This window comes from Salinicola endophyticus, assembly GCF_003206575.1.
Taxonomy (GTDB): domain Bacteria; phylum Pseudomonadota; class Gammaproteobacteria; order Pseudomonadales; family Halomonadaceae; genus Salinicola; species Salinicola endophyticus.
This window is the reverse complement of record NZ_PZJO01000001.1, coordinates 313,992-340,094: the sequence shown is the minus strand read 5'-3', so window position 1 is coordinate 340,094 and position 26,103 is coordinate 313,992. Positions and strand designations below refer to the sequence as shown.

General features: G+C 67.9%; 25 protein-coding genes. 11 read left to right on the top strand and 14 right to left on the bottom strand.

The annotated features are described in order from the left end of the window. Positions 1-106: 106 nt before the first annotated feature. The 5 genes from DOM66_RS01520 to DOM66_RS01500 form a co-directional block, all read right to left on the bottom strand. Positions 107-1,087, bottom strand: coding sequence for a C40 family peptidase (locus DOM66_RS01520; RefSeq protein WP_110689049.1), 981 nt, complete (start codon positions 1,085-1,087; stop codon positions 107-109). A 31-nt stretch (positions 1,088-1,118) separates the two neighbouring features. Continuing rightward, positions 1,119-2,717 carry a peptide ABC transporter substrate-binding protein gene (locus DOM66_RS01515; protein WP_110689048.1) on the bottom strand — a complete coding sequence of 533 codons (1,599 nt, stop codon included), beginning with the start codon at positions 2,715-2,717 and terminating at the stop codon, positions 1,119-1,121. A gap of 262 nt (positions 2,718-2,979) precedes the next feature. Next, positions 2,980-4,173 (bottom strand): GGDEF domain-containing protein, encoded by a 1,194-nt coding sequence (locus DOM66_RS01510; protein ID WP_110689047.1) that lies wholly within the window; start codon positions 4,171-4,173, stop codon positions 2,980-2,982. Between the two features lie 40 nt (positions 4,174-4,213). Further along, on the bottom strand, positions 4,214-4,834 hold the full coding sequence (locus tag DOM66_RS01505) for an OmpW/AlkL family protein (protein ID WP_157958958.1): 621 nt from the start codon (positions 4,832-4,834) through the stop codon (positions 4,214-4,216). Between the two features lie 185 nt (positions 4,835-5,019). Then, positions 5,020-6,630 (bottom strand): peptide ABC transporter substrate-binding protein, encoded by a 1,611-nt coding sequence (locus tag DOM66_RS01500; protein ID WP_245392335.1) that lies wholly within the window; start codon positions 6,628-6,630, stop codon positions 5,020-5,022. A gap of 346 nt (positions 6,631-6,976) precedes the next feature. Here DOM66_RS01500 and prfB point away from each other — a divergent pair. Next, positions 6,977-8,075 (top strand): peptide chain release factor 2 gene (gene prfB / locus DOM66_RS01495; protein ID WP_110675228.1). Its coding sequence is split into 2 segments (ribosomal slippage): positions 6,977-7,051 and positions 7,053-8,075, totalling 1,098 coding nucleotides; the frame shifts between segments, so codons are not numbered across the junction. Between the two features lie 335 nt (positions 8,076-8,410). After that, on the top strand, positions 8,411-9,940 hold the full coding sequence (gene lysS, locus DOM66_RS01490; protein ID WP_110675227.1) for a lysine--tRNA ligase: 1,530 nt from the start codon (positions 8,411-8,413) through the stop codon (positions 9,938-9,940). Between the two features lie 46 nt (positions 9,941-9,986). On the opposite strand, the gene glsB is transcribed toward lysS, so the two are convergent. Then, a complete protein-coding gene (gene glsB / locus DOM66_RS01485) occupies positions 9,987-10,928 on the bottom strand; it encodes a glutaminase B (RefSeq protein WP_110675226.1) in 942 nt (313 codons plus the stop codon). A gap of 244 nt (positions 10,929-11,172) precedes the next feature. On the opposite strand from glsB, the gene DOM66_RS01480 reads away from it, so the two are divergent. The 5 genes from DOM66_RS01480 (at position 11,173) to rimI (ending at position 14,714) form a co-directional block, all read left to right on the top strand. Next, entirely contained in the window at positions 11,173-11,559 is a 387-nt protein-coding gene (locus DOM66_RS01480) for a hypothetical protein (protein ID WP_110675225.1), read from the top strand. Between the two features lie 55 nt (positions 11,560-11,614). Then, a complete protein-coding gene (locus tag DOM66_RS01475; RefSeq protein ID WP_110675224.1) occupies positions 11,615-13,003 on the top strand; it encodes an MFS transporter in 1,389 nt (462 codons plus the stop codon). 69 nt (positions 13,004-13,072) lie between these two features. Then, entirely contained in the window at positions 13,073-13,384 is a 312-nt protein-coding gene (locus DOM66_RS01470) for a BolA family protein (protein ID WP_110675223.1), read from the top strand. Next, a complete protein-coding gene (locus DOM66_RS01465) occupies positions 13,381-14,211 on the top strand; it encodes a hypothetical protein (RefSeq protein WP_110689045.1) in 831 nt (276 codons plus the stop codon). The genes DOM66_RS01470 and DOM66_RS01465 overlap by 4 nt, the downstream gene beginning before the upstream one ends. Positions 14,212-14,225: 14 nt before the next feature. Beyond that, on the top strand, positions 14,226-14,714 hold the full coding sequence (gene rimI / locus DOM66_RS01460) for a ribosomal protein S18-alanine N-acetyltransferase (RefSeq protein WP_110675221.1): 489 nt from the start codon (positions 14,226-14,228) through the stop codon (positions 14,712-14,714). A gap of 58 nt (positions 14,715-14,772) precedes the next feature. Here the strand turns inward: rimI and DOM66_RS01455 are convergent, their stop codons facing one another. Together DOM66_RS01455 and rsmD are read right to left on the bottom strand one after the other, a co-directional pair. Then, positions 14,773-14,976 carry a cell division protein ZapB gene (locus DOM66_RS01455; RefSeq protein ID WP_110675220.1) on the bottom strand — a complete coding sequence of 68 codons (204 nt, stop codon included), beginning with the start codon at positions 14,974-14,976 and terminating at the stop codon, positions 14,773-14,775. A gap of 173 nt (positions 14,977-15,149) precedes the next feature. Then, positions 15,150-15,803, bottom strand: coding sequence for a 16S rRNA (guanine(966)-N(2))-methyltransferase RsmD (gene rsmD, locus DOM66_RS01450; protein ID WP_110689044.1), 654 nt, complete (start codon positions 15,801-15,803; stop codon positions 15,150-15,152). Positions 15,804-15,931: 128 nt separating this feature from the next. On the opposite strand from rsmD, the gene ftsY reads away from it, so the two are divergent. The 4 genes from ftsY (at position 15,932) to rpoH (ending at position 20,262) form a co-directional block, all read left to right on the top strand. Next, positions 15,932-17,464: a signal recognition particle-docking protein FtsY gene (gene ftsY, locus DOM66_RS01445; protein WP_110689043.1), complete on the top strand. Its 1,533-nt coding sequence runs from the start codon at positions 15,932-15,934 to the stop codon at positions 17,462-17,464. Beyond that, positions 17,461-18,129: a cell division ATP-binding protein FtsE gene (gene ftsE, locus DOM66_RS01440; RefSeq protein ID WP_106419408.1), complete on the top strand. Its 669-nt coding sequence runs from the start codon at positions 17,461-17,463 to the stop codon at positions 18,127-18,129. Before ftsY ends, ftsE begins: the two co-directional genes overlap by 4 nt. Next, a complete protein-coding gene (gene ftsX, locus DOM66_RS01435; protein WP_110675217.1) occupies positions 18,126-19,097 on the top strand; it encodes a permease-like cell division protein FtsX in 972 nt (323 codons plus the stop codon). Before ftsE ends, ftsX begins: the two co-directional genes overlap by 4 nt. Before the next feature lie 298 nt (positions 19,098-19,395). After that, entirely contained in the window at positions 19,396-20,262 is an 867-nt protein-coding gene (gene rpoH / locus DOM66_RS01430) for an RNA polymerase sigma factor RpoH (protein WP_110675216.1), read from the top strand. Positions 20,263-20,440: 178 nt separating this feature from the next. On the opposite strand, the gene slmA is transcribed toward rpoH, so the two are convergent. The 6 genes from slmA to coaBC all read right to left on the bottom strand — a co-directional run bounded on the left by slmA (position 20,441) and on the right by coaBC (position 26,073). After that, positions 20,441-21,055: a nucleoid occlusion factor SlmA gene (gene slmA / locus DOM66_RS01425; protein ID WP_110689042.1), complete on the bottom strand. Its 615-nt coding sequence runs from the start codon at positions 21,053-21,055 to the stop codon at positions 20,441-20,443. Positions 21,056-21,183: 128 nt separating this feature from the next. Then, the gene (gene argB / locus DOM66_RS01420) at positions 21,184-22,080 is read right to left on the bottom strand and encodes an acetylglutamate kinase (RefSeq protein WP_110675214.1); all 897 of its coding nucleotides are present in this window, start codon (positions 22,078-22,080) and stop codon (positions 21,184-21,186) included. A gap of 67 nt (positions 22,081-22,147) precedes the next feature. Continuing rightward, on the bottom strand, positions 22,148-23,554 hold the full coding sequence (locus DOM66_RS01415) for a phosphomannomutase/phosphoglucomutase (RefSeq protein WP_110689041.1): 1,407 nt from the start codon (positions 23,552-23,554) through the stop codon (positions 22,148-22,150). Then, positions 23,551-24,138, bottom strand: coding sequence for a YaeQ family protein (locus DOM66_RS01410; RefSeq protein ID WP_110675212.1), 588 nt, complete (start codon positions 24,136-24,138; stop codon positions 23,551-23,553). The genes DOM66_RS01415 and DOM66_RS01410 overlap by 4 nt, the downstream gene beginning before the upstream one ends. Before the next feature lie 58 nt (positions 24,139-24,196). Further along, positions 24,197-24,670 (bottom strand): dUTP diphosphatase, encoded by a 474-nt coding sequence (dut, locus tag DOM66_RS01405; protein WP_110689040.1) that lies wholly within the window; start codon positions 24,668-24,670, stop codon positions 24,197-24,199. A 161-nt stretch (positions 24,671-24,831) separates the two neighbouring features. Then, positions 24,832-26,073, bottom strand: a complete 1,242-nt coding sequence (gene coaBC, locus DOM66_RS01400; RefSeq protein WP_110689039.1) for a bifunctional phosphopantothenoylcysteine decarboxylase/phosphopantothenate--cysteine ligase CoaBC — start codon at positions 26,071-26,073, stop codon at positions 24,832-24,834. Between the last annotated feature and the right edge of the window lie 30 nt (positions 26,074-26,103).

The window sequence follows — 26,103 nt, the reverse complement described above, 5'->3', positions numbered from 1 at the left end:
GTCTGACCTGTCTCGATCCTATGTCATCCCGGGGAGACCGGCACTCGATAGCGCTGAGGGCTCTCTATCGGGCGGCGCTCCGGGGCCTGTGCCGATGGCGACGCACTCAGCCGAGGTGGCGGCGTACCGCACACAACTGCTCGGCGTAGTGGCTGCCGCTGAGCCGGCGGCGTTCGACGCGGGCGTTGTTGGTCGGCGCGTGGAGCAGGGTGTCTTCACCCAGATAGAGCCCCACGTGGTCGACCACCGGGCGCCCGCTGGCATCCGGCTTCTCGAAGTAGAGCAGGTCGCCGGCGCGGCGCGCCTCCAGAGCCACCGGCGTGCCGGTGGCGAGCTGATCGCCGGCGTCCCGCGGCAGCGCGATCCCGATCGCCGCGAACAGGCTGTGCACCAGCCCCGAGCAGTCATAGCCGAAGCTCGAGTTGCCCGCCCACAGATAGCGCAGTCCCTCGAAACGTTGCCCCAACTGGGTCAGGGTGGCGGCATCCGCGGGCAGCGGCGTCTCCGCCGGCTGTACGCTGTCCCGGGACAGCCAGCCGCGACCCAGCGGCGAGATCACTTCGACCCGCGTCGGCGTCATCGCCAGCCGACGCAGCCGGGTCAGAAAGCTCAGCGCCAGCGGGCCGTCTCCGGCTGCTGACCCACCCTGACGCGGAGAGGTCAGCACCAGCTCAGCGCGGCTGGCTGTGACCACCACCTCGCCCTCGAGATCATCTTCGCCGACACCATCGGCGAGGCCACCGACGTCTCCCGCGGTCTCCGCCGGGCGCTCCTCGGCAAGCTGCACGGCCGGCAGCCAGCCGGGATAGCCACGCGGATCGAGGGCGCTCGCCTGGCTCGGCACCACCACCCGGCACCAGTCGCGGCCGGTCTCATCGGTGGTGCGTTCGAGCACCGTCACCGGGGTATCGAACAGCACCTGGCTGACCAGCAGCTTGTCGCGACACAGCGCCAGCCGTGTGGTGTCGTCCAGCGCCGCGAGCCAGGCCTCGAGCTGGACCGGCGCTGACAGCGCCGGAGCGTCGATGGGGCGCGCTGCCTGCGGCGAGCGCCACAGGCCGGCAACGGAAACGGCGATACGCGGCATGGTCGGTTCCCCCGGTGCGGCGCGAGCGCGCTCAGTCCTTGAAGCTCACCCAGCGTGACGGATGGTCATCCTCGACGTTGTCTTCCCAGCCCTGGAGGTCAGGGTTGACCAGATTGCGCGTAACGTAAGTGAGTAGTGGCACCAGTGCGTAGTCGTTTAGCGCCAGATCCTCGGCCTGTTCGAGCAGTTTTTCGCGCGCATCCAGATCCAGCGTCTGTGCCGCCTGATCCATCAACTTGTCGTAGGCCGGGTTGGAGTAGGCGCCGTAGTTGTTGCCCACCCCGGTATGCAGCAGGGCCAGGAAGTTCTCGGCGTCGTTGTAGTCGGCGATCCAGCCGGCCCGGGCGACGTCGAAATCGCCTTGGGCAATCGTCTGATAGTGGACGGTGGCTTCGGAGTTGATCATCTGCACATCGACCCCGAGTGGCTTCCACATCGCGGCCACGGCGATGGCGATCTTCTTGTGTTCGTCGCTGGTGTTGTAGCGCAGGCGCAGCGTCAGCGGATGGTCGGGGCCATAGCCGGCCTCCTCGAGCAGCGCCTTGGCCTTGGCCATGCGTGCGTTCATATCGTCGCTGCCCAGATCCATATGCTGGGCCTGGTAGTGGTTGGTGCCCGGCGGCACCAGCCCGGTTGATGCCTTGAACGAGCCTGCCATGATCTGTTGCGAGATGACGTTACGTCGGATGGCCAGATTGAGCGCTTCGCGGACCCGCTTGTCGGTTGTCGGATGTCCGTCGCGATGATTGAGCACGTAGTAGTAGGAGCCGAGCATCGGGCTCATGTGGGTGGCCTTGGGCAGGTTCTCCTTGAGCCACTGGTAGCGGCTGGAGGGGTAGTCCGCCAGCACATCGAGCTCACCGGCACGGAAGCGTGAGATGCCCGCGTTGCGATCCTCGACGGTGTAGTAGTTGACGCCATCCAGGGCGACCTCGTCAGCGGCGTAGTAGGTCGGGCTCTTCTCGACGCTGATGCGCGACTGCGACACCCACTGCACCGGGTGAAAGGCGCCATTGGTGGCGATATGGTCGAGATCGACCCAGTCGCGGCCATACTCGTCGACCAGATGCTTGGGCACCGGGTAGGCGGTGTAGTGGGTCAGCAGCTGCAGAAAGTAGGGCGTCGGATGATCGAGGGTCACCTCGAGCGTCTTGCCGCCATCCAGCGACTTGGCCCCCAGGCTATCGGTCGGCTGTTTGCCGGTGTTGATCGCCTCGGCGTTGGCGATGGGGTAGAGCATGTAGGCGTACTTGGAGGCGTTCTTAGGTGCCAGCAGATGCTGCCAGCCGAACACGAAGTCCTCGGCGGTGACCGGCTCGCCGTCCGACCACTTGGCGTCGTCGCGCATATGGAAGGTGTAGGTCCTGCCGTCGTCAGAGACCTGCCAGCTCGTTGCCATGCCTGGCAGCAGCTCGCCTGTCGGCGATTGCACGACCAGACCCTCGAAGACATCCATTAGTACCTGGGATTCCCACACCCCACCGGAGACCTGTGAGGTATCGAAGGAGGCGAGCTCGCCCTGGACACCGATATTGAGCGTGTCGGCCTGGGCCGGGGCGGCGAGGCTGCCCATGGCGAGGGTCAGGGCGCTGATGGCGTAAAGACCGCGGGGAAGAGCGGGGAGGGGCATTGCAGATGTCTCCGAGTTTGTTGTTATGGCGCGCTTCAGGGGGCTTTTCAGACAGTGCCTAGGGTTTGTAAGAGTCGGTCAGTGCCTAGGGTTTGCAAGAAAAGTCAGCGAGCGGCCGATGTCACACCATCGCGCGATCGACGTGACGCGTCTAATTCAAATGCTCGATGGGGCGTTTCATCTCATGCATAGCAGGTCGAGCGGCCTGCGGCGACTGCCGTGGATCGGCGCGGTTGGGGAAGCGGTGCCAGGTGTGGGCGCATCAGGACAGGGGGCGAATCATCGTGGCGCTGTCGCCCTGCTCGGCGTCGTCGACGCAGATACGATCGCGGCCCTGGCGCTTGGCGCGGTAGAGAGCGCGGTCGGCGCTGACGATGGTTGCGGACAGTGTCTCGCCCTCCGGCGCCGCCTCGGCGATGCCGATCGAGAGCGTCACCGGGATATCGTGACCGGCGGCGTGCACCGGGGTGCGTATCATCGCGTCGCGCAGGCGCTCGGCGATCGCCCGGGCCGCTGCGCTGTCGGCCCCGGGCAGCAGTATCAGAAACTCTTCGCCGCCCCAGCGTACCACGACGTCCCCGTTGCGCACGGTCCCGCGCAGGCGCGCGGCGACCGCGACGATCACGCTGTCGCCGACCTCGTGGCCGTGGGTATCGTTGATACGCTTGAAGTGGTCGATATCCGCGAGCAGCACGCCGGCCCGGGGGCTCTCGGGGTCCGCCGTGCGCGCCGTCTCCAGCCGGCTCAGCGCGCGCTGGGCGCCGTGGCGGTTGGCCAGACCGGTGAGCTGATCGGTCTCGGCCTGCTGGCGCAGGGCGCGGTTGGCGCGCTCACCGGCCATGGCGATATAGCCGAAATAGACCAGGATACTGGCGACCCGGTCGACGGCAAACGAGGGGTAGTTGAGGCCTTCCAGCGTCGCTGGGGCGAGATCCAGCAGCAAGGCCGCGCTGGTGCCTGCCAGTACCACGGTGTAGGCGGCGAACGCCAGGGCCACGACGATCGACGAGAAGAGTCGTTCCGACGCCGGCCTGACGATCTCGAACACCGTCAGCGCGGCGGGTATGACGCAGGCCGCAGTGATGACCAGGCGGCGGTAGTGCAGTGCCACGTGGCATAGATCGAGCAAGGCGAAGGTCAGCAGCGGCAGCAGTAACAGGGCGCCCAGCAGGCGCCGATCGATGCGCCGGTGATAGAACAGCCGCATGCCGCTCCAGGAGCCGGCCAGACTGATCATGAACAGGAAGTAGGTCGCCAGGCTGACCGCCATCGCAGGCTCGCCGTTGGCCGGGAACCGCATCATCAGCGCCGCCCCCAGGGAGGAGCCGACCAGTGCTGCTAGCCAGTGCCACAGATAGCGCTCCTTGGGCTGGCTCAGGACCACGGTCAGAAACACCAGCAGGAAGGCGGCGCGGCTCAGCGTCGCTGTGAGCAGGGCATTGTCGATCATGTGCATGGTGTCGCCCTCCTTACCGGGTTGGGCCGCCCTCGTCGGATCAGAAGCGGTAGCCCAGCCCGGCGCCCAGTGTCCAGATGCTGGCCCGAAGCTCGCTGCTGAAGCCGTCGCCTTCGAAACGGTAGGTGGGCACCTTCAGGTAGCGCAGGTTGGCGCTGGCGAACCAGGCGCCGCCCAAGTGGTAATCGGCGCCGGCCACGACGAGCGGGCCGGTGACCGGCTCGACCGTGAAGTCGGGAATGCCGGCGGCGGGCTCGACGCTGTGCTCGCGGGCATGATAGAGACCCGCGCCCAGGTAGGGCGTCAGCGCCCCCCAGGGGAGGAAGTGATACTGCAGTGACAGCATCGCGCTGTCGCTGTCGACGCGGCCCACGTCGAAGTCACCGATCAGCGAGTCGCGCACCCGGTAGTACGCACGCGAGATACCGCCGGTGAATTCGAGCGCCCAGCGCTCACTCAGGAAATAGCTGATGTCGGCACCCGGCTGGATGCGGGAGTCGATCTCCAACGCGCCGCCGATGGTCGAGATCGTCGAGTGCACCTGGGCGGCTTGGCTACCGATCACCATGCCACGCAGCAGCCAGTCGCCTTGGTGCAGGGCATTGGCGCCGGCCGGTGCGGTCGGTGTCAGGACGGTGAGCAGGAGCAGGTAGAAAAGCACGACTTGGCTTCGGGAGGGCGCGTGGGGCTGGACGACAAGTGATGCGAGGTGCCGCATGACGCGCTCTCCCGGGGGCGATCGAAGGTCGGGGCCGGCCACGCCGGCACCGTAGCGCCCTGCCGCCGCTCGCTACTTTATCGGCGTCGGCGCAGCGCGCTTGAGCGCCACGGCCGCCGCGAGCGGCATTACTCCGGTTTGTGCACCCAGCGCGAGGCGTGCATGTCGAGGGCGTTGTCGTCCCAGCCGGTGAGCGTCGGTGCGACCAGGTTGCGCGAGCTGTAGGTGTAGATCGGCGTCAGCGGATAGTCGGCAAGTCCCAGCGCCTCGGCCTGCTGCATCAGCTGGGCCCGCTTGGCCGGGTCCTGTTCGCCATCCGATTCACTCAGCAATTGGTCGTAGCGCGCGTCGTGGTAGTCGCCGTAGTTGTTGGTCTCGGCGGAGAGCAGCTGGAGGAAGTTCTGGGCGTCGTCGTAGCTCGAGATCCAGGCCGCGCGGGCGACCTGGAAGTCCCCCTGCATCAGGTCGGCATAGTGGATGTTGGCCTCGGTGTTACGTAGTTCGACATCGACCCCCAGCGGCTTCCACATGGCGGCCACGGCCACCGCGATCTGGCGGTGCTCGTCGCCGCTGTTGAAGCGCAGGGTCAGCTTGAGCGGTTTGTCCGGGCCGTAGCCGGCCTCCTGCATCAGCGCCTTGGCCTTGGTCATGCGGGTGTCGATGGGCTCATCGAGCCCCGGCTGCGACTGCGCCTGATAGTCGCTGGTCCCCGGCGGCACCAGCGAGGTGGCGGCGGTGACCGCGCCCTTGAGCAGTTGCTCAGCGATCACATCGCGGCGGATGGCCAGGCTCAGCGCCTCGCGCACTCGCTTGTCGGCCACCGGTGAGCCGTCGCGCAGGTTGTAGACGTAGTAGTAGGTGCCCAGGGAGGGGAAGCGGTGGGTCGCCTTGGGCAGCATCTTGGAGAGGCGCGGATACTGGGCCGCGGGGTAGTCGCGCAGGATATCCAGCTCGCCGGCGCGGAAGCGCTGGATACCGGCCACCTTGTCCTCCAGCGGGTAGTAGTCGACGCCATCCAGGGTCACCGCGTCGGCGTCGTGGAAGTGTGGATTCTTGCGTGTCTCCAGCTCGGTGTTGGAGATCCACTTGACCGGTTTGAAGGCGCCGTTGACTGCGATGTGTGACGGGTCGCTCCAGTCGTCACCGTACTTGGCGTAGAGGTGCTGGGGAATCGGGTAGGCGAACGGCAGCACCAGGGTCTTGAGGAAGTAGACCGTCGGCTCGTTCAAGGTGATCTGTAGCGTCTTGCCGTCGTCGAGGGAGGCCACGCCGAGCGCCTCGAGGGGTTTCTTGCCGGCATTGATCGCCTGAGCGTTGACCACCGGATAGAGACGGTGGGCGTAGTTGGAGGCGGTCTTGGGGTCGACCTGGTGACGATAGGCGAAGACGAAGTCGTCGGCGGTCAACGGCTGGCCGTCGGACCACTCGAGGCCATCGCGCAGATGGAAGGTGTAGGTCTTGCCGTCGTCGGAGATCTCCCAGCTTTCGGCGGCGCCGGGGATGATCTGGCCCTCGGCATCGATGGCGATCGGGCCCTCGAACAGGTCCCGCAGCACGTCCTCCTCCCACACCCCGCCGGTGATCTTGGCCGGGCTGAGCGAGGCGGGATCCCCCGAGATGCCCATGTGCAGCGTGGCGGCCGGGAGTGAAAGCGAGGTCAGGCCGGCGGCCAGACCGATGGCGAGGGCGAGCGGATGGGAGCGCATCGGCAGGAGGTCCTTGTAGCTGTTGTTGGTCATGGCGATGTGTCGTTGATCATGGCGATAGGGTAGCGGCTGTCCGGTAATGGCCGTCGGGGGATCGCGCCCCCGATGGGCGACGAACTGGGCGTCGACGGTAGCAGGGCCTTCACGGCCGGCGTAAATGAATAATAGTGAAACCGTTATAACTATCTACCAACTGGTGCCTATCGCACGTGCCTGTCACGCACCCCTTGTCTCTGACGCTGCCCCTGGCGCCGCCCGGGATGACGCTCTGCCGGCGTTTGGCTACAATAGTCGACCTTTTGGGCAGCCCGGCGCCGGGTGCCACCCCTGCGGTTGGCGCGGCCTGGCGGGTGCCCACGCTCATGATGGCAGGAGTCCCATGCAAGAGATCAATCCGATCAACAACCTCATCAAGGACCTGTCCGAACGGACAGACGTCCTGAGGGGGTATCTTTGACTATGCCGAGAAGAAAGATCGGCTAGAAGAAGTCTCGCGCGAACTGGAGAACCCCGAGGTCTGGAATGACCCCGACTACGCCCAGAAGCTGGGCAAGGAGCGGGCGTCGCTGGAAGCCGTGGTCGAGACCATCGATACCCTGGACAGCGGCCTGGCCGACAACCGCGAGCTGCTCGAACTGGCGGTGATGGAGGAGGACGATGCCACCGTCGACGAGGTGTGCAAGGAGCTCTCCTACCTCGAGGGGCAGCTGGACAAGCTGGAGTTCCGGCGCATGTTTGCCGGGGAGATGGACGAGAACAACGCCTATCTCGACATCCAGGCCGGTTCCGGCGGTACCGAGGCCCAGGACTGGGCCAACATGCTGCTGCGCATGTACCTGCGCTGGGCCGAGCACCACGGCTTCAAGGCGGAGCTGACCGAAGTCTCCGCCGGCGAGGTCGCGGGCATCAAGTCGGCCACCGTGCATGTTCAGGGCGATTACGCCTTCGGCTGGCTGCGCACCGAGACCGGGGTGCACCGGCTGGTGCGCAAGAGTCCGTTCGACTCCGGCGGGCGCCGGCATACCTCGTTCGCTTCGGTGTTTCTCTCCCCCGAGGTCGATGACAACTTCGAGGTGGAGATCAACCCGTCCGATCTGCGCGTCGACACCTACCGCTCTTCCGGGGCCGGCGGTCAGCACGTCAACACCACCGACTCGGCGGTACGTATCACCCACGAGCCCACCGGTATCGTGGTGGCGTGCCAGAGCCAGCGTAGCCAGCATGCCAACCGCGACTTCGCCATGAAACAGCTCAAGGCGAAGCTGTGGGAGCACGAGATGCAGAAGCGCAATGCCGCCAAGCAGCAGGCCGAGGACAGCAAGGCCGACATCGGCTGGGGCAGCCAGATCCGCTCCTACGTGCTCGACGACCAGCGGATCAAGGATCTGCGCACCGGGGTGCAGACGAGCAACTGCGAGAAGGTGCTCGACGGGGAGTTGGATCAGTTTATCGAGGCGAGCCTGAAACAGGGGCTTTAAAGCGCGTGTCTGCGCTCGACGAGGCGGTGTTGCGCCGGCGCGAATCCTGCTCATGGACAACCGCGTCCACTGCGCGGATTCGCGCCGGCGCGCCTAGACTCGTCGTCGCTCGAACCCCGCGCTGCTAGCGTTGGCCGGGTTGATACCCTAGAACGGTTCGGGAATTCGACCCCCGCGCTGCGAGCGTTGGCCGGTTGATTCCCTGCGCGCAACATTGCCAGACCCTCTGGCGCTGGGCCAGGGCAAGGCGCGCAGCAGCGGGCCGACGGTTTCACAGATTCGACGACGTTATCGATTCGACGACTTCATAGATACGAATTTCCACAGGCGACGACATGGCGAACCAGGACAACCCGCAATCTCCCTCCGCTGCACCGAGCGACGTGCAGGAAGAAAATCGGCTGATCGCGGAGCGTCGCGGCAAGCTGGCGGAACGCCGCGAGCGCGCGGCGGAGCAGGGCGGCAGCGCCTTCCCCAACGCCTTCCGCCGCGACAGCCTGGCGGCTGAGCTGCAGACCGAGCTGGGTGAGCACGACAAGGCGGCGCTGGAGGCGCTGGATCGTCAGGCCGCGGTCGCCGGGCGGGTGATGCGCAAGCGCGGCCCGTTCATCGTGATTCAGGACGTCTCCGGGCAGATCCAGCTCTACGTCGACAAGAAGGGCCTGCCGGCCGAGCTGCTGGCGGATATCCAGAGCTGGGACATCGGCGATATCGTCGCCGGCAGCGGCCCGGTGCACAAGTCCGGCAAGGGCGATCTCTACGTCATGCTGCGTCAGGCCGAGCTGCTGACCAAGAGCCTGCGCCCGCTGCCCGACAAGTTCCACGGGCTCACCGATCTCGAGGCGCGCTACCGGCAGCGCTACGTCGACCTGATCATGAACCCGCAGTCGCGGCGGGTTTTCGAGGTGCGCTCCGGGGTGATCGCGGCGATCCGGCGCTTCATGGTCGAGCGCGGCTTCATGGAGGTAGAGACGCCGATGCTGCAGCCGATCCCCGGCGGCGCCACCGCGCGTCCCTTCGTGACCCACCACAATGCGCTGGATATCGACATGTATCTGCGCATCGCCCCGGAGCTCTATCTCAAGCGGCTGGTGGTGGGCGGCTTCGAGCGGGTGTTCGAGATCAACCGCAACTTCCGCAACGAGGGGCTGTCGACGCGTCACAACCCCGAGTTCACCATGCTCGAGTTCTACTGGGCCTACGCCGACTACCAGGACCTGCTCGACTTCACCGAGGCGATGATCCGGGATGTCGCCGAGCGCGTGCTGGGCTCCAGCGTGGTGGTCTATCAGGGCACCGAGTACGACCTGGGCCAGCCGTTCCGGCGCCTGACCCTGCGCCAGTCGATCCTCGAGCACGGCGATGGCATCGGCGAGGCGGACATCGATACGCTCGATGGCGCCACTGCCACCTGCCGGCGCCTGGGCATCGAGGTCAAGGCGAGCTGGGGGCTGGGCAAGCTGCAGACCGAGATCTTCGAGGCGGTGGCCGAGCATCGCCTCGATCAGCCCACCTTCATCACCGAGTATCCGGCCGAGGTGAGCCCGCTGGCGCGGCGCAACGACACCAACCCCCACGTCACCGACCGCTTCGAGTTCTTCGTCGGCGGGCGCGAGATCGCCAACGGCTTCTCCGAGCTCAACGACGCCGAGGATCAGGCCGAGCGCTTCGCCGCCCAGGCCGCGGAGAAGGATGCCGGCGACCTCGAGGCGATGTACTTTGACGCCGACTACGTGCGTGCGCTGGAGTACGGCATGCCGCCCACCGCGGGCGAGGGCATCGGCATCGACCGCCTGGTGATGCTGCTGACCGACAGTCCCTCGATCCGCGACGTGCTGCTGTTCCCGGCGATGCGCCCGGAGTGATCACGCCGCCCAGGCCCTTCGATATCGGCCGGCAGGGCGTCGGCGTCTAGCCCAGCGGGGCGACGCCGAGGCCCTCGACCAGGGTTTCCAGGGCGCGCAGGCCGGCGACCGAGTTGCCGTAGCTGTCGAGCCTTGGTGACCACACGCAGAGGCTCATCTGCCCCGGCACGATCGCCACGATGCCGCCGCCCACGCCACTCTTGCCGGGCAGGCCGACACGCCAGGCGAAGTCGCCGGCGGCGTCGTAGAGGCCGCAGGTGAGCAGCAGGGCGTTGAGCTGACGGTTCTGCTGCGGGGTGACGATGACGCTGCCGTCGTCCGGATGCACGCCGCGATTGGCCAGGAAGGCGAACGCCCGTGCCACGTCGACGCAGCTCATCGACAGCGCGCAGCCGTGGAAGTAGACGTCGAGCACCTCGTCGACCTCGCCGTGAAGATTGCCGTAGGCCTTCATCAGATAGGCGAGGGCGGCGTTGCGCGCCTTGTGCGCCATCTCCGAGCTGGCGACCCGGGTGTCGAAGGCGAGCGCCGGGTTGCCCGCCAGACGCCGCGCCAGTTCGCGCATCACCCAGTGGATCGACATGATCCGCGATACCAGCAGATCGGTGACCAGCAGCGCGCCGGCGTTGATGAAGGGGTTGCGCGGGATGCCGCGCTCCACCTCCAGCTGCACGATCGAGTTGAACGCCTGCCCCGAGGGTTCGCGGCCGACCCGCTGCCAGATATCGGCTTCGTCCAGGTGCTGGATCGCGATGATCAGGTTGAGCAGCTTGGAGATCGACTGGATCGAGAACGGCGTATCCGCCGCCCCGGCGCGGTAGACGCGGCCGGCGACGTCGCATACCGCGATGCCGAACTGATCCGGGACCACTTCCGCCAGCGCCGGGATGTAGCTGGCGACGTTACCTTCTCCGAAGTGGCGCGGGGCGTCGCGGGCGATACGCGTGAGCAGGTCGTCGAGGGCGCTGGGGTCGAACGAGGCGGGCATGGCGATGACGGCAATCGGCAGATGGAGGGGGCGCCAGTGTAGGCTGCCGCCGCGCCGATTGCATCCGTCTGCCCGCCGCCGTGCGAGCCTGCGGCGGGCGCGGCAATCCGGTGTTGGTCATGGGCGCGACGAACGCTCATACTGTCGGCGCTGCGCGCAGCGCCGCACCAGTGCGGCTTCGAGATCGCCGGCCTCAGGGCTGGCAAATTCGACGCCGTCGGTTTCGATGCAAAGGGGTGACACCATGAAGCTGCTCAACCGTTCCGCACTCAGCGTGAAGCCCACTCAGGCCTTCGTCGACTGGGTCAATTCGCTCGAACCCACCATGGGCGAGGACGATCTTACCCTCGACGACATCGCGGCGGAGACCACCGTCTATCTGATTCCCGAGATGGATACGCCGGAAGCGCTGGCGGCCTACGTCGAGGAGCGCTGCGTGGATATTCTCGAGAGCGAGCTGCGCGCCTGGGAAGAGGATTCGCGGCAGTGGCCGGAGGTGGTCGATCTGGCGCTGTTCGAGCAGTTCCTGATCGTCGAGCACAGCTATCTGGCGATCGACCTGGATGACGAGGTCGAGCTGGAGACCGCCGAGGTCGATGACGAGCTGCTGATGGAGACCGACGAGGAGTGAGCGAGATCCTGGGCCTGGTTGGACGCCGCCTGCTGCCGGAGGTGGGCGTGGCGGCATGCTGAAACGGTTGTTCGAGGTACGTGACGGCGACGACGGGCTGCCCGGGCGCGAGCGCAAGCTGGCGCTGCTGGCGCTGGTCACCGGCACGCAGATGGCGGTGCTCGACAGCGGCATCGTCAATATCGCGCTGCCGACCCTGGCCGACGAGCTCGGCATCAGTGGCGCGGCGTCGATCTGGATCGCCAACGTCTACCAGCTGGTCACCGCGGCGCTGTTGCTCACCTTCGCCGCGCTGAGCCGGGTCATCGGCCGGCATCGGCTCTATATCGGCGGCCTGGCGGTGTTCACCCTGGCATCGCTGGCCTGCGCGCTATCGCGCTCGTTCGAGCTGCTGCTGGTGTCGCGCATGCTGCAGGGGATCGGCGCGGCGGCGATGCTGAGTATCGGGCCGTCACTCTATCGCATCATCTTTCCCACCCGTCTGCTGGGCTCGGCGATCGGGCTCAGTGCGCTTACCGTGGCTTTCGGGATCGCCGCCGGGCCCTCGATCGGCGGTCTGATCCTGCATCTGGCGAGCTGGCCGTGGCTGTTCGCGATCAACGTGCCGGTGGGGCTGCTGGCGCTGTTCCTGGCGCTGCGCTCGTTGCCGCGTGAGCCGGCACAGCGGGTGCGCTTCGATGTCTGGGGCGCGCTGCTGTCGATCGTGATGCTGAGCGGCAGTGTCTTCGCCCTGGATCAATTCGGCCACGGCGGCGGCGGAGCGATGGCGCTGGCCACCCTGGCCCTGGCGCTGGCCTGCCTGGTCGGCTTCGTCTATCGTCAGCGCCACGTCGCCAGCCCGCTGGTGCCGCTGGCGCTGTTCGAGGAGCCGCGCTTCTCGTTCGCCGCGATCACCTCGATGTTCGCCTTCCTGGCCCAGGGCATCGCCTTCGTCGGGCTGCCGTTTCTCTACCAGCGGGTGATGGGCGTCTCGCCGATCGCCTCGGCTTTGCTGTTCACGCCCTGGCCGCTGGTGATCATGGTGATCGGCCCGGTGGCCGGGCGCCTTGCCGACAAGGGCAATCCGGCGCTGATCAGTTCGCTGGGTCTGGGTCTGTTCCTGCTCGGCATGCTGGCGCTGACCGGGCTCGACGCCGACTCCAGCCATCTCGACGTGATCTGGCGCACGGCGCTGTGCGGCGTCGGCTACGGCCTGTTCCAGGCGCCCAACAACCGCGAGATGATCGGCAGCGTGCCGCTGGCGCTGAGTGCCAACGCCTCCGGTGTGCTCGCCTCGGTGCGCACCTTCGGCCAGTCCCTGGGGACTGCGCTGGTGGGCCTGATCCTGGGGCTGTCGTTCGGCTCGCTGACGCTGTCGCTGTGGCTGGGCTGCGTCTCGGTGGTGGTGGCGCTGGCGCTGAGCCTCTACCGGATACCGCTGGCGGCCCGCGATCGACGCGGCTGAGGCAGCGGGTGCCGTCGCCGCGGCGGCCGCCAGACGTTACAATGAACCGACTGGCACAGGAGGTGTTGCATGAGTGTTCAAACCCGCATCGAAGAGAAGTTGGCCGCGCTCGAGCCGCAGTATCTGACGGTCGAGAACGAGAGCCACATGCACCATGTGCCGCCCGACTCGGAAACCCACTTCAAGGTGACCCTGGTCTCCGAGCGCTTCGCCGGGCTGATGCCGGTCAAGCGCCACCAGTTGATCTATTCGGTGCTGGCCGATGAGTTGGCCGGGCCGGTGCACGCCCTGGCGCTGCACCTCTACACGCCGCAGCAGTGGGAAGCGCGTGGCGGCAGCCGACCCGACTCGCCCAACTGTCGCGGGGGAGGCGGGCGGTGATCGCCGACCCCCAACGGCTGCAGTACCTCGAGGCGATGGGCGTTCCGGCCTGGGTCTCGCGCTACCGCTTGATCAACGCCCGATCCACCGAACAGTGTGAGTGGGCGGTGCCGGCGGCGGAGAAGCCCGCGCCGGGCCAGCGTCTTCACGCGCTGCTGGAGACGCCCCCCGCCCATTCCGAACCCGCAGCGCCCGCACCCGCTGTGGCGACTCCCGAACCCGCCGAGCGTGTTGAGGGCAGTGCTCCGGTGGCGCGTGCCCGCGCCCTGCTGGGCGAAGATCAGGCACCCGCCGAAGCGCCTGCTCCCGCTGCCGATACGACCGCCGCCCCCCCGGCTCCGGTGGCGGCAGCCGCCGAGCGGGCGGCGCCGCTGCGCTTTTCGCTGACGCTGGCGGTGCTCGACCAGCGCTGGTGGCTGCTGCTGCCGGGGGGGCGCGAGGGGCTGTCGTCGGCGGCCCAGGCGCTGCTCAAGCAGATGCTCGTGGCCGCCGGGCTGCCCGGCGACTGGCGTGCGCTTTCGAGCCTCGACTGGCCGCTGATGGAGGCGCCGGTGGACGATCCCGTCAATGAGGCCCGCGACGGCCTGGCGGTGTTCTGTCGCGGTCAGGCGATGCGCAACGGCCTGAGTATCTCCGGCGCCATCGTGATTCCCGGCGCTGATGACGAGGCGCTGTTCGCGGACGACGACACGCCGTTCGAGGTCGACTGCCACCGCTGGCCACATCCGGGCACCCTGCTCGGCGACACGGCGGCCAAGCGTGCCTGCTGGCCGCAGCTGCATGCCACCGGCGAGGCGTGGCGGCAGGCGACTGCCGGCACCGCCTGAGCCGAGGCGTCAGCATGAGTGCCATCCCCTCTCTCCCGGCATCGCCGCGTCTGCTGGGCGCGGACGATCTGACGCCCTGGGCCCGCTTCGAAGCGCTCGCCAACGATGATGCCTGGTCGGCCACACTGCTCGGCAGCGCGCTGAGTGACGACACCCTGGAAGTATGGGGCGTGTTCGAGGCCGCCGAGCTGCGCGCGGTGGCGGTGGTGGCCTATCTGCCGTTCGATGCCGAGCTGCAGTCGATCAGCGTGCACCCCGCTGCGCGCCGGCGCGGTCTTGCCGCGGCGCTGTTGGCGTGGCTGCTGGCGCGGACGGCGCGGCGTGGGGCCGAGCGCATGCTGCTGGAGGTGAGGGCGTCGAACCAGGCCGCGCAGCGGCTCTACCACAAGCTGGGCTTCGCCGAGGATGGCCGGCGGCGGGGGTACTACCGCTGTGACGACGGCGGCAGTGAAGAGGCGGTGTTGATGTCGCGGGGGTTGGCGGCAGGCGCCTCAGCGGAGTAGGCGGTGGCACCGACGACCGGGGCGGTCGCCGGTGCCGCGAGACGGGCTGAGCGGGGCCTCAGGCTCCGGCGTCGCTGGGTGTCTCGTCGAGGGCGCGCAGCTTGTCGAGCAGGCCGCCCAGGCGGCGTTCCCACTCGTCGCGCTCCTGGCGCAGCTGGGCGTTCTCGGCCTTCAGCTCTTCGTTTTCCATCTTCAGCATTTCGATGCTGTCGACGGCATTCTGAATCTTCTGTTCGAGCTGGGCGAAGATCTCTCCGTTCATGACGCTCTCCTTGGGGTTGACGACGGCTGCAGGTGACACAAGCGTGACCGCCAGCCTGCGGTCATGCGGGTGAGTGACGCCCGCGACTGCCGATGACTCGGCTGGCCGCCAGCCTACGTGGCGTGGCCGGCGGCGACAAGCGTCTCGATGTGGAGACGGCGGCACGGGCGGCGTCAGGCCTCTGGCGGAGTGCGCCGGAACAGCCGGGCGTGGCTGTCGCCGGCGCGCAGTTCCCGGTGCAGTTGCCACCCGGGTGGCGGCTGCCACGCCAGCTCGTGCTCGGTCTCGACATAGATCCAGGCGTGCGGTTCGAGCCAGCCCCCTTGCTCCAGCCGTTCGCAGGTGGCCGCCGCCAGCCCCTGGCGGAACGGGGGGTCGAGGAACACCAGCCCGCAGGGGGCCGCGGGTCCGGCCAGATAGGCGGCGACATCGCTGCGATGCACCGTGGCCTCAGCCCCCAGCGTGGCCAGGTTGCGCGTCAGCGCGGCGGCCACCGGGGCCGCCGCTTCGACGAAGTGCACCTCGCCGGCGCCGCGGGAGAGCGCCTCCAGCCCCAGCGCGCCGGTACCGGCGAACAGGTCCAGTACCCGTGCGGTGTAGCGCTCACTGGCGAGCCAGTTGAACAGTGTCTCGCGCACCCGGTCCGGTGTCGGACGCAGCCCGGGGCTGTCGAGAATCGGCAGCCGGCGGCGGCGAAATTCGCCACCGATCAGGCGCAGTTCGCCGCGCCCGCCGTGTGAGGCACGCTGGCCGCGACGGCCGCTGTCGGCGGCAGGGGAGGTGGCCCGCCCGCCCGGGGCGCCACGCTGGGATCGACGTCGATTCATGGCGCGCAATTGTACCCCCGCCACCCTCGCGGTGATAGGATTGACGCTCGATATCGACCTTTTCCGAGGCCGTGTCGACGCCCGCCGGGAAGGCGTCGTCGCCACGGCCATCAGCAGCGAAGTCATCCATGTTCGGACTATTCAAGAGCCGCAAGAAACAGCAGCAGGAGCAGGAAGCCGCCCGCCGGGAAGCGGAGGCGGCCGAAGCGCGCGCCGCCGAGGAGGCCCGCGCCGCCGAGACCGAGGCGCCGACAGCGGACGCCGCGGTGCAGGAGGTGCATCCCGAGCCTGAGGCGTCCGCCGCAGACGAGGTGGTGCAGGCCGCCGACCCCGAGCGAGGCGCTGCGGTCGACTACGACCCCGAGCCGGTCGAGACGACCGCTGCCCGTGCGGCGCTGGATGCCCCGCTGGCCGACGAGGCCGCGACCTCCGCCCTCGGCGAAACCCCGGCCGAGCCGAGCCGCGAGACGGCACTGGCCCACGATGCCACGGCGCCGAGCGAGAGCGATGCCACGGCGCCGAGCGAGAGCGATGCCACGGCGCTGAACGAGAGCGATACCAAGGCGCTGGCCGAGGATGAGCCCGCTACCGACATGGCGCCGGCGGCAGCGGCCGAGGCGGCCCCCGCCGAGGTCGCCGCCAGTGAGCCGCTGCAGGCCGAGAGCGGCGCGTCCGAGAGTCTGCCGGCGCAGGCGCCCCCGGCCCCGCGCGAGAAGCCCAAGGGCGGCTGGCTGGCGCGGGTACGCGCCGGTCTCGGGCGTACCCGCGCCAATCTGACCGATGGCATCGCCGATCTGCTGCTGGGCAAGAAGCAGATCGACGACGAGCTGATGGAGGATCTCGAAACCCAGCTGCTGTTGGCGGACGTGGGCATCGAGGCCACCAGCGAGATCATCGCGCGGCTGACCGAGCGCGTCTCGCGCAAGGAGCTCGCCGATGCCGATGCGCTCTACCGCGCCCTGCAGGAGGAGCTGGCGGCGCTGCTCGAACCGGTGACCCAGCCGCTGACGCTGCCGCCCAAGGGCGAAGGGCCATTCGTGATCCTGATGGTCGGGGTCAATGGGGTGGGCAAGACCACCACCATCGGCAAGCTGACCCAGCGCTTCCAGAACGAGGGCCGCAGCGTGATGCTGGCGGCCGGTGACACCTTCCGCGCCGCGGCGGTGGAGCAGCTCAAGGTATGGGGCGAGCGTAACCGGGTGCCGGTGATCGCCCAGCACACCGGTGCCGACAGCGCCTCGGTGATCTATGACGCGGTGGCGGCGGCGCGGGCGCGCAAGGTCGATGTGCTGATCGCCGACACCGCCGGGCGGCTGCACAACAAGAGCCACCTGATGGAGGAGCTCAAGAAGGTGCAGCGGGTCATGGCCAAGCTCGACGCCTCGGCGCCCCACGAGGTGATGCTGGTGCTCGACGCCGGTACCGGCCAGAACGCCATCTCCCAGGCCACCACCTTCGACGAGGCGATTCCGGTCACCGGCATCACCCTGACCAAGCTCGACGGCACCGCCAAGGGCGGCATCATCTTCGCCCTGGCCAAGAAGATGGGCACGCCGATCCGTTTCATCGGGGTCGGCGAGACGCTCGACGATCTGCGTCCGTTCGATGCCGACACCTTCGTCAAGGCGCTGTTCGACCGGGACGGTGACGCCGCTTCATGATCGCGTTCGAGCATGTCGGCAAGCGCTACGGCGGGCGTTTCGAGGCGCTCGCCGATATCAATTTCCGGGTCGAGCGCGGTGAGATGCTGTTCCTCACCGGCCACTCCGGCGCCGGCAAGAGCTCGCTGCTGCGGCTGATCATGCGCCTCGAGCGTCCTTCCCGCGGGCGCGTGCTGGTCGCCGGGCACGATCTCGACCGCCTGCACCTCAGCCAGGTGCCCTATTACCGGCGCCAGATCGGGGTGGTGTTCCAGGATCACCAGCTGCTGTTCGACCGCGATATCTTCGCCAATGTGGCCCTGCCGCTGACCATCCAGGGGATCGAGCCCCACGAGGCGGCGCGCCGGGTGCGCGCGGCGCTCGACAAGGTCGGCCTCTTGCACCGCGAGCGCGCGCTGCCGATCGAACTCTCCACCGGCGAACAGCAGCGGGTCGGCATCGCCCGTGCGGTGGTCAACAAGCCGGCGCTGCTGCTCGCCGATGAGCCCACCGGCAACCTCGACCCCCAGCTCTCGGCCGATATCATGCGGCTGTTCGAGGACTTCAATCGCATCGGCACCACGGTGCTGATCGCCAGCCACGACCTGGCCCTGATCGCGCGCCTGCGCCATCGCGTGCTCAAGCTGCGCGAGGGGCGCCTGGTCCGCGACGGGGAGGCGGCATGAGCGAACGTCAGCCGGCGCCGCGCGGCGCCCAGCGCGCCCGACCGGGGCCCGCCGGGGGCGGGCGGGCCTGGCTGCGTCACCATCGCGCCATGCTCGGCGACAGTGCCCTGCGCCTGGTACGGCGTCCGCTGGCCACGCTGCTGACGATGCTGGCGATCGCCATTGCGCTGATCCTGCCCGCCGGACTGTGGCTGGTGCTGGACAGCGCCCAGCTGCTCGATGCCCAGCTCGACGAGAGCGCCACGCTGACCGTCTACTTCGATCACGATATCGACGAGAGCCGTGCCCTGGCGCTCTCCGAGACGCTGGGTGCCGAGCCCGGCGTGGCCGGGACGCGGCTGGTGACTGCCGCCGAGGGGCTGGACGAGTTCCAGCGCGCGCTGGGGGTGGACGACGCGCTCAGCCAGCTCGAGCGCAACCCGCTGCCGGCCAGCGTGGTGGTGACACCGGATGACCCCTCCCCGGCCGCGGTGCAGGCGTTGAGCCAGCGTCTCGGCCAGCTGCCGGGGGTGGATGAAGTGCGCCTCGATCTGGCCTGGCTCGACCGCCTGCAGCAGTTGGCGGCGCTGGGCCAGCGGGTGGCGCTGGCGCTGGGCCTGCTGTTCGGGCTCGGGGTACTGCTGGTGGTGGGCAATACCATCCGCCTGGCGGTGGAGAGTCGGCGTCAGGAGATCGAAGTGGTGACCCTGATCGGTGCCACCCACGCCTTCGTACGGCGGCCGTTTCTCTACAGCGGCGCCTGGTACGGGCTCGGCGGCGGCCTGCTGGCGCTGGGCATACTGGCCCTGGGGGGCAACTGGCTGGCCGCGCCGGTGAACGCGCTGGCCGAGAGCTACGGCGCGCGCTTCGCACTACCGACTTTAGGCGTGTCCAACTCGGTTTTTCTGCTGCTTTTTAGTACACTATTGGGCTGGTTGGGCGCGTGGCTCGCCGTCGGTCGTCATCTGGCGGAGACCAAGCCGCGCTAGCGCGAACCGATCGAGACGGCACGCGACGTCTGCGTCATCTTCACGTCAGCCTGGAATGGCAGTAGCGGCTGGCATGGTCATCGTTTCACTCGGGGTAGTCATAGTCTCGAGGCATGATGTCGATAGCCGTCCCAACGCCGGGTCGCGCTGGCTCAACGATTGAACTTTTGTCTACACTCGGGGTCATAGAAGCATTCCTCGATCATAGACAGGCCTAACAACCTGCGGCGGTGCGATGCGACGCCCGAGCGATAGTGCGCTCGGCAACCGGGCACCGCCTAGCATGGAGACACGGCATATGAGCACCAGTCTTCAACCCATCGGAAACCTTTCGCCGGGCCACGACCTCAACGGTTATATCCAGGCGGTCAACGGCATCGCCGTGCTGACGGCCGAAGAGGAGCACGCCCTGGCGGTGCGCCTGCACGAAGAGGACGACTTGGAGTCGGCGCGCCGGCTGATCATGTCGCACCTGCGTTTCGTGGTGCACATCGCGCGCAGCTACTCGGGCTACGGTCTGCCCCAGGCCGATCTGATCCAGGAGGGCAACGTCGGCCTGATGAAGGCGGTCAAGCGCTTCGACCCCTATCAGGGGGTGCGCCTGGTCTCCTTCGCGGTGCACTGGATCAAGGCCGAAATCCACGAATACGTGCTGCGCAACTGGCGGATCGTCAAGATCGCCACCACCAAGGCGCAGCGCAAGCTGTTCTTCAACCTGCGCAGCGCCAAGAAGCGCCTGGCGTGGCTGAACAACGACGAAGTCGACGCCATCGCCAAGGATCTCGACGTCAAGCCCAAGGTGGTGCGCGAGATGGAAGGTCGGCTCTCGGCCTATGACGCCGGTTTCGACGCCAGCCCCGGCGAAGACGACGAGCAGAGCTACCAGGCCCCGGCCCAGTATCTCGAGGACAGCAGCTTCGACCCGGCGGCGCAGCTCGAAGCCGACGACTGGGAGGCGGACTACACCCGCCGCCTGCGTGATGCGCTGGCGCTGCTCGACGACCGCTCGCGGGATATCCTGCAGCGGCGCTGGCTCTCCGAGGAGAAGTCGACGCTGCACGAGCTCGCCGACGTCTACGGCGTCTCCGCGGAGCGTATCCGTCAGCTGGAGAAGAACGCCATGAAGAAGATCAAGCAGCAACTGGGCGACGCTCTCGCTGCCTGATCGATGACCGGCGCGCCGTCAGGCGTTGCCGGTTCATGCTGTTGGCGTGTCATCCCAGACTTGGCGGGTCAACTCAGGCCTAGGCGTTTGTAGACGCTGCCAAGACATACAAAGCCCGGCCATGCTGATGCATGGCCGGGCTTTTTAGTTCCCCGGTGTCACGCCGGCTGGTGTCGGGTCAGGCGCTGGTGGTGGCGAGCCCGATCAGCAGCTGCGCGCCGAGCAGGGTCCACTGGTCTTCCCAGTGGGCGCTCGGCAGGTGGCGGAAATCGCTGCGCACGTACTGACTGATGCGACCCTCGACGAAGGCAGCCAGCAGATTGGCGCTGGCCGAGACGGCGACCCGTGGACGCAGCCCCTCGCGCAGTTCGGCTTCGCGCAGGATCTGCTTGAACTGGGTCTCCAGGCGCTCGAACAGCTGAGACATGCGCGTGCGCAGCCGCGCCGTCTCGCCGGTGAGCACGTCGCCATCCATCAGTCGGCTGAGCCCGGGGTTCTTCTCGGCGAACATCAGCACCAGTTGCATGATCTTTTCGCAGCGCCCCAGGGCCTCCGGCGTCTCTTCGAGAATCCGCCGGATGCGTTCGAACAGGCTCGTCTCGATGAACTCGATCAGCCCCTCGAACATGCGCGCCTTGCTGGGGAAGTGGCGATAGAGCGCCGCTTCACTGACACCGACCTGGCGCGCCAGGGCGGCGGTGGTGATACGTTTGCCGCTGTCCTCTTCCAGCATCAGTGCGAGTGCCTGGAGGATCTGCTCGCGGCGGGAGAGCGTTGAAGTTGCCTGCGTCATGAGCGTTCTTGTCGGTAGTGGTGTCTTGGCTCCTGCCTGGAGTGACTCCGCCCCCTGCGCTGCCGGGGCGATGACGACCCGGACGAGGCAGAGCGGAGCGGGCCTTCCTGGCCCGCGTCGAAAGTGCGCTAGCGTGCGACGATCTGGGTACCGACGCCGGCGTCGGTGAAGATCTCCAGCAGGGTGGAGTGGACCACCCGGCCGTCGACGATCACCGCACTGCCCACACCGCCCTTGACCGCCTCCAGGGCGCAGCGGATCTTGGGCAGCATGCCGCCGTAGATGGTGCCGTCAGCGATCAGCGCGTCGACCTGCTCGGTGGAGAGCCCGGTCATGACATTGCCGTCGGCGTCCTGCAGGCCGGCGACGTTGGTCAGCAGCATCAGCTTCTCCGCCTTCAGCGCCTCGGCCACCTTGCCGGCGACCAGGTCGGCATTGATATTGTAGCTGTGGCCCTCGGCGTCGACCCCGATCGGCGCGATCACCGGAATGTAGTCGGCCTTCGAGAGCATCTCGATCAGATCGGTGGAGATGTGCTCGACCTCGCCCACATGGCCGATATCGATGATCTCCGAGGCGGTCATCTCCGGGGTGCGCCGCTCGACCTTGAGCTGGCGCGCACGGATCTGGGCACTGTCCTTGCCGGTCAGGCCGATCGCCTTGCCACCGCACTGGTTGATCTGGTTGACGATGCTCTTGTTGACCAGGCCGCCGAGTACCATCTCGACCACGTCCATGGTCTCGGCATCGGTGACGCGCATGCCGTCGACGAAGCGCGATTCGATGTTGAGCCGGGCCAGCAGCTGGCCGATCTGCGGGCCGCCGCCGTGGACCACCACCGGATTGATGCCGACCTCCTTCATCAGCACCATGTCGCGGGCGAAGGAGTCGATCAGCGTGTCCTCGGTCATGGCGTTGCCGCCATACTTGACCACGATCGTCTTGCCCGAGTAGCGCTGGATGTATGGCAGCGCCTCGGAAAGGATCTCGACCACGTGGCGCGGGTCGCGTGGGCTAACGCTCATGAGTCGTCACTGCTCCCAGGTTGAAATGAATGTCCCTTGATGCCTGTTCCTGCCTGCCCCGGCGCGCTCAGAACGGCAGCGTCGCGTCGGGCACCACGGCCTCGAGGGCGTGGCGGAAATATCCCTGGATGCGTTCGAGCGCGGCCTGATCCTGGCCCTCGAAGCGCAGCACCAGCATCGGTGTGGTGTTGGAGGCGCGGCACAACCCCCAGCCGTCGGGGTAGTCGACGCGAATGCCGTCCAGCGAGGTCTTGACGCCGTCCGGGCCGAAATCGCCATTCTCCGCCAGGCGCGCGACGATGGCGAACTTGGTCTCGTCGCTGACCGCGACGTTGAGCTCCGGCGTGCTCGGGTCCTGCGGATAGTCGGCGAAGAAGGCGTTCGCGTCCCGCGACTGGCCCGCCAGGATCTCGAGCAGCCGGGCGGCGGCGTAGAGACCATCGTCGAAACCGTACCAGCGCTCTTTGATGAAGATGTGTCCGCTCATCTCGCCGCCGAGCTGGGCTCCGGTCTCGCGCATGCGGGCCTTGATCAGCGAGTGGCCGGTGCGCCACATCTCCGGCTCGCCGCCGGCGCGCTCGATGCGCCGGGGCAGATGGCCGGTGCACTTGATGTCGAAGATCACCTTGGCGCCCGGGTTGCGTTCGAGCATGTCCTCGGCGAAGGCCATCAGCAAGCGATCAGGGTAGATGATCTCTCCCGCTGGGGTGACCACGCCCAGACGGTCGCCGTCGCCGTCGAACGCCAGCCCGATGTCGGCGTCGTGGGCGGCTACGGCGGCGATCAGATCGGTCAGATTCTCGGGCTTGCCGGGGTCCGGGTGGTGATGGGGGAAGTCACCGTCGATCTCGGCATAGAGCGGTACGGTATCCGCCCCCAGTGCTGCGATCAGCCTGGGGCCGAGCTCGCCGGCGACGCCGTTGCCGCAATCCACCACCGCCTTGAGCGGCCGCGCCAGGTGCACGTCGCCGAGGATGCGGTCGAGATAGGCCTGGCTCAGATCGCGGCTTTCCAGGCGGCCCTCGCCGTGGCTCAGGTCACCCTGGCGGATACGCGTATGCAGCGCGGTGATCGCCTCGTTGGAGAGTGCCACACCATCGAGCACGATCTTCAGGCCGTTGTAGTCGGGCGGATTGTGACTGCCGGTGACCATCACCCCGCTGGCGCTCTCGGCCAGGGTGGCGGTGGCGAAGTAGAGCACCGGGGTCGGCACCCGGCCGATGTCGATCACATCAATGCCGGCGGCGCGCAGGCCGCGGATCAGCGCCGCCGCCAGGGCGGGCCCGGAGTGGCGCCCGTCGCGGGCGACGATCACGCACTGCTGGCCGCGGGCCTCGGCTTCGCTGCCGATGGCGCGGCCAATCCACTCGACGCCCTCTTCGGTGAGGGTCTCTCCGACCACGCCGCGAATGTCATAGGCGCGAAAGATCGAGGCGGGCACTGCGTTGGCGGGTGTCTGTGGGTCTCGGTTCATGGGGTCTCCTCGGCGGGGCCGCTCCAGCGCTCGAACTCCAGCGATACCGTGGCCTGGCCATCGGTCAGCAGCCACTGCCCCTCCATGCGCGTGGCGTCCAGAGTGATGTTGCGCTCGACCCAGCCGGTCAGCGCCTCCAGCGGAGCCGCCGGCACGCTCAGCACGCGGACCCGGGGCAGGGCACGAATGTCGTCGCCGAGTTTTCTCCACCACTGCTCGGCACTGCGCGGCGAGTAGGGGTAGACGAGCACCGTCTCGGCGCGGGAGAGCCCCTGCTTGATACGCTTGAGCGACGGCTCGCCCAGTTCGATCCAGGCCAGGATGCGCCCGTCGGCGGCGGTGAGCCACAGATCCGGTTCGTCGTCGCTGCTCAGGCCTCGGGTCATGCTCAGTTCGCCCGGCGCCTGATTGGCCGGCGCGTTGAGCGTGTGGGCGTTGTCGATGAACGCGAGCAGCCGCACCATCAGGCGGGTGGCGGTCTCGGAGGGGTGGCATGCCACGGTCAGGGCGTGGGTGGCGTAGTAGTGGTGGTCCAGGTCACTCAGATTGAGCCTGGCCTTGTAGATGGTTGCGCCTAGCGCCACGCGACTCTCCTTGCTCGCTTCACGGTTGTCGCCTCAGGATTTCTATCCTGGGCGCTGGTCACTGCCGGCCGGAATGGCCGAAGCCGCCGGCAGCACGCTCGGTGGCGACGAAGTCTTCGACGATCTCGAGCTCGGCCTGCACGACCGGAACCAGCACGTACTGGGCCAGACGCTCGCCGGGTTCCAGCGTGAAGGTATCGCGGCCGCGGTTCCAGACCGAGATCATCAGCTCGCCCTGGTAGTCGGAGTCGATCAGGCCGACCAGGTTGCCCAGTACGATGCCGTGCTTGTGGCCCAGCCCGGAGCGCGGCAGCACCACGCCGGCGAGCTGCGGATTGCCGATATGGATCGCCAGGCCGGTACTCACCAGCGCGCTGTCGCCGGGGGCCAGTGTCAGCGGGGCGTCGAGCAGGGCGCGCAGGTCCATGCCGGCACTGCCCTCGGTGGCGTAGTGGGGCAGCGGATAGTCGTGCACGCGCGGATCGAGAATCTTGACCGCGAGCTTGGGCGCGGGCGAGGCGGGGCTGGTCATGACGAAACGTGATTCCTGCAAAAACGTGATGAATAGAATATCGCCACCGCGACGGCGGGCGGCAGCAGAAGTCGGCACTAGCTTACCATCGCTTGGTGGCCGGCGAACGCCGCCGTGCAGGGCGGCGTCCATTGATGGGTGTGTGCCGGCACGGGGGGACGTCAGGGCAGGCGCGTTACCAGGTGGTCGAGAATCGCCGTGGCCAGCGCCGTCTTGGGCTGGGGCGGCAGCGCCTGGCGGCGCACCGCGTCCGCTTCCCGCCACAGCAGGGTGGCGGCGTTGTCGTCGCTACCGAAGCCGAGTCCGGCCTGGGAGACGTCGTTGGCCACGATCAGATCGAGGCGCTTGCGCGAAAGCTTGTCGCCGGCATGGGTTTCCAGCGCCTGGGTCTCGGCGGCGAAGCCGACGCAGAAGGGGCGCTCGGAACGCGCAGCCACCGTGGCCACGATATCCGGATTGCGCACCAGTTCGAGCGTCATGCCGCTGGTGTCGTCGCCCTTCTTCAGCTTGTGCTCGGCAACGCTGGCGGCGCGGTAGTCGGCCACCGCGGCGCAGCCGATGAACAGCTCGCAGGGGAGTGCGGCTTCCACGGCCGCGAGCATCTCACACGCCGAGAGTACGTCGACACGCGCCACGCCGGGCGGCGTCGCCAGCGCCACCGGACCGCTCACCAGCGTCACCTGGGCGCCCCGCGCGGCGCAGGCGGCGGCCAGGGCGTAGCCCATCTTGCCGGAGCTGTGATTGGAGAGGTAGCGCACCGGGTCGAGCGCCTCGCGGGTCGGTCCGGCGGTGATCACCACCCGGCGGCCGGCGAGATCCTGGGTCGAGATGGCCGCTGCGGGGTCGAGCGCCTGCTGCAGCCGGGTGAAGATCGTCTCCGGCTCGAGCATGCGCCCGAGGCCGACATCGCCGCAGGCCTGATCGCCGGCATCCGGCCCCAGCAGGGTCCAGCCCAGTTCTTGCAGCCGATCGGCATTGGCCAGGGTCGCCGGGTGACGCCACATCGCCTGGTTCATGGCCGGTGCCATCAGGCAGCGGGCTTCCGTGGCGAGGCACAGCGTGGTCAGCAGGTCGTCGGCGTGACCGTGGGCCAGGCGGGCCATCAGGTCGGCGGTGGCCGGGGCGATCAGGATGATATCCGCCCATTTCGCCAGCTCGATGTGGCCCATGCCGGCTTCGGCCTCGGGGTCGAGCAACGAGGTGCGCACCGGCTCACCGGTGAGCGCCTGCAGCGTCAGCGGGGTGATGAAAGCCTGGGCGCCGTCGGTCATCACCACGCGCACTTCGGCGCCGCTCTTCTTCAGCAGGCGGGCGAGATGGGCGCTCTTGTAGGCGGCGATACCGGCACTGATGCCGAGCAGGATGCGGGTGCCGGCGAGTCCCGGCCCGAGGGGTAGCGACATGGGATACGTGTCCTGAAACATTGGCGCTAC